The sequence below is a fragment of the Shewanella sp. SG41-4 genome, assembly GCF_014164505.1.
Lineage (GTDB): Bacteria > Pseudomonadota > Gammaproteobacteria > Enterobacterales > Shewanellaceae > Shewanella.
Window position 1 is genome coordinate 1 of the sequence record NZ_JACJFI010000342.1, and the last position, 3,522, is coordinate 3,522.

The 3,522-nt window shown below is 40.1% G+C and carries 4 protein-coding genes; 2 read left to right on the forward strand and 2 right to left on the reverse strand.

Translation table 11 applies throughout. The features are described 5' to 3' along the window. The coding region (mnmH, locus tag H5202_RS19305; protein WP_182773491.1) for a tRNA 2-selenouridine(34) synthase MnmH at window positions 1–858 on the forward strand (858 nt) is incomplete at its 5' end. Window positions 859–1,181: 323 nt separating this feature from the next. On the opposite strand, the gene cysQ is transcribed toward mnmH, so the two are convergent. Both cysQ and nudE read right to left on the reverse strand, forming a co-directional pair. Then, entirely contained in the window at window positions 1,182–1,991 is an 810-nt protein-coding gene (gene cysQ / locus H5202_RS19310; RefSeq protein ID WP_182773492.1) for a 3'(2'),5'-bisphosphate nucleotidase CysQ, read from the reverse strand. Between the two features lie 139 nt (window positions 1,992–2,130). Continuing rightward, a complete protein-coding gene (gene nudE, locus H5202_RS19315) occupies window positions 2,131–2,709 on the reverse strand; it encodes an ADP compounds hydrolase NudE (protein WP_182773493.1) in 579 nt (192 codons plus the stop codon). A 77-nt stretch (window positions 2,710–2,786) separates the two neighbouring features. Between nudE and yrfG the strand changes: the two genes are divergently transcribed. Then, on the forward strand, window positions 2,787–3,452 hold the full coding sequence (gene yrfG, locus H5202_RS19320) for a GMP/IMP nucleotidase (protein ID WP_182773494.1): 666 nt from the start codon (window positions 2,787–2,789) through the stop codon (window positions 3,450–3,452). Window positions 3,453–3,522: the final 70 nt, after the last annotated feature.

A 3,522-nucleotide genomic window follows, 5' to 3' on the forward strand; every position in this document is an offset into this window, starting at 1 on the left:
GATGCTTGGCTTGCCCAGTTGTCAAAACACCCTGACAGTTATTTATATTGTTTTCGTGGCGGTTTACGCTCGAAGTTATCACAGCAATGGATTAAAGAATCTGGCATGAACATTCCCTATATTGAAGGGGGTTATAAAGCCATGCGTAGTTTTTTAATTAATACTATCGAACAAGCACCTAGCCAATCCAAAGTACTTATTTTAAGTGGCATAACAGGCAGTGGTAAAACAGAAGTTATCCATCAGCGTAATGAGTCTGTCGACCTTGAAGGCCTTGCCAATCATAAAGGGTCGAGCTTTGGCAAAAATATCGATCCGCAACCCAGTCAAATTAACTTCGAAAATAATTTAGCTGTGTCATTACTGAAACATCAACAACAGCAACATAAGCATTTACTGTTAGAAGATGAAAGTATGTTAATAGGCCGTTCAGCCCTACCGAAGCCATTTTACAGCGCCATGCAACAAGCTGATATTATCGTACTCGACGAACCATTAGACGCGCGTTTACCGCGTTTATTAAACGACTATGTTGAGCAAAAACTGGCTGATTATGTGTCTGGATTAGGTGAGCAAGCGGGCTTTGATGCATTTAGAGCTTATTTGGCTCAAAGCTTATTGGGCATTCGTAAACGCTTAGGTGGTAAGCAACATCAAGAATTACAGGACTTAGTTGATAATGCACTTAACGTACAACAAAGCCAAAATGATACCAGTAAGCATTTAGAATGGATAAGTCTGTTACTCGATATTTATTATGACCCGATGTATCTGTATCAACTTGAAAAGAAACAGGACAGAATTATCTTTCAAGGCGACAGACATGCTATACATCAATGGTTAGATAGCCATAAATAATAAGTCTTTTGAGCAAAAATGCCCTCGTGATGAGGGCATTTTTATGGGTATCTCGCCAGGTTCAGTTGTGAAATCAACACAAATCTGGTCACGGTAGTTCAAGGCATTTTGGTATTAACGGATAAAACCGCACAACTGCTATCATTATTTAACCACGATGTTGTGTTTGATGGTTTCTGGTGACTACCGTTACAATATCGTTACAATATCGTTAGCATGCCGTTTCTAATGTCGTTACCAAGCATGTAATTAATAAATTAGTCTGCGCTCGAAAAAGCAACACATCTAAAACATCAATTAATGTGCATTAAAATATAAACAAATTAATTAGTTAACAATATATCCCACGGAAGATTAGCGCTGCCTACCACAATAAAATTAGGGTTTTCGAGTGTTTCACGCTCATTGTAGGTCATAGGCTGTAAATTAATATCAATCAGCGCACCTCCCGCTTCTTCAATAATAATCTGCGCAGCACCGGTATCCCATTCACCAGTCGGTCCTAAGCGGACATAACAATCAGCACGTCCTTCGGCCACTAAACAACTTTTTAATGCTGCACCGCCCATCACAACCAACTCACAGTGATTAGGTTTATTGAGCAACTTCAACACAGACTGAGGATCTTGACGGCGACTTACCGCTAAACGTAAATTATCAGTTTCATCACCGGTTAATTGTTTACTGGTAATGCGTATCTCGTTCTTACCATCGCGCTTATAAGCACCTAATCCTGCTATTGCGTAATAACATACTTTAGTCATCGGCACATAAACCACACCCATGATAGGGCGGTTATGCTCAACTAAGGCAATAATAACTGAAAAATCACCACTGCCAGCAATAAACTCACCCGTGCCATCCAATGGATCAACCAACCAATAGCGCTTCCATGTTTCACGGACACTTAATGGAATATCTGCTGCTTCCTCACTTAAAATAGGAATGTCGGGTGTTAGCTCAGCTAGCTGACGGCAAATAATATCGTGCGCAGCTAAATCGGCAGACGTCACAGGGGTATTGTCGGACTTAATTTCGCGCTTGAAGTTACCTTTCAGGTAAATATCACGAATTTTTTGCCCAGCTTCCGTTGCAATGTCTATAACTTGCTCAATGAGATCTTCTGGTTTCATTACTACTCCAATTACTGGATTCGATAAAGATGACCTAGCAAGGACATCAATAAATAAGGCTATTGCCTTTTCTATATGGGGTTGCATGCAGAATTAAGACACCAAGTAAATGGCCTAATCTACTCAGCATCACTTACCTTTAGCTATTATCATCTATAAGGTTATGCATTGATGTATTCAAATATTGCTGTGTTAAAAATAGGGCGCTCACACTACGAGACTCTGAAAAATCAACATTATCGAGTAATGACTGCCAATCAGATAATGGCCAAGGGATAACATCTATCGGCTCAGGCTCATCCCCCTCTAAACGACTAGGGTACAGTTTTTCAGCGACAAAAATATGCATTTTGCTGGAAAAATAACCTGGTGCAAGCGATAGCTCTTTTAGATGGGTCAACTGATAACTGCCAAAACCAATCTCTTCTTGGAGCTCTCTATTGGCGGCTTCAACAGCTGTTTCTCCTGGATCTATCAACCCTTTAGGAAAACCGAGTTCATAATTATCAGTGCCGGCTGCATATTCGCTAGCTAATAATAAATTACCTTGATGAATAGGCACAATCATCACAGCACCTCTGCTACCACCTTTCATTCTTTCATATTGACGTTCTACGCCATTAGAAAACTTAAGGTGTACCTGCTCGATTTGAAACAGTCTGCTTTTGGCAACAATTTCAGTATGCAGGATCTCCGGCTTTTTATGCCGTTGTGTCATTGAAGCCTCATGTGACGAATTAATATAGACAGGGTACAATCTTACTATTATAGGTATATTCTACAACCGGAATTTACATGTTTCCTTGGTATAAAATAGACACAGTGCTGCTAGACATGGATGGTACGCTGTTAGATTTACACTTTGATAACCACTTTTGGTTACATCTTGTACCGCAACAATTAAGCATGCAACGCAAAATAAGCTTGGATGAAGCCAATACTCTAGTCAAACAAGCTTATTATGATGTGGTTGGCACCTTAGATTGGTATTGCCTTGATTACTGGCAACGCTATTTACAACTCGACATTTTAGCATTGCACCATGCGTCGGCAGATAGAATTAAACTACGCCAAGACAGTATGCCCTTTTTACAAGCATTAGCTGGGGCAAGCAAACAACGCATTTTGTTTACCAATGCTCACCCACAAAGCTTAGCACTTAAGCTAAATCATACCAATTTAGCTCACGGTTTAGATGAAATGCTATCGAGCCATGAAAGTGGTTATCCCAAAGAACATCCGCAATTTTGGCAGTACGCATTGACTAAGTTCAATCTAGACCCATCACGGTGTTTATTTATTGATGACAGCGAAGTGATATTAGCGGCATCGAAAAAAGCTGGTATTGGTTATCAACTGGGGATTAAAAATCCAGATAGCCAAAAACCTCATATTGAATTTACCGACTTCCCAGCGATTACGGATTACCACCCGCTATCATTGGCACTTCAATCGGTATAAACGATGTCGCTATAAAAACGACTCAAGTAGTGAATGATCGTTAAATAGCGGTTGATGTCTGAGCATAGTT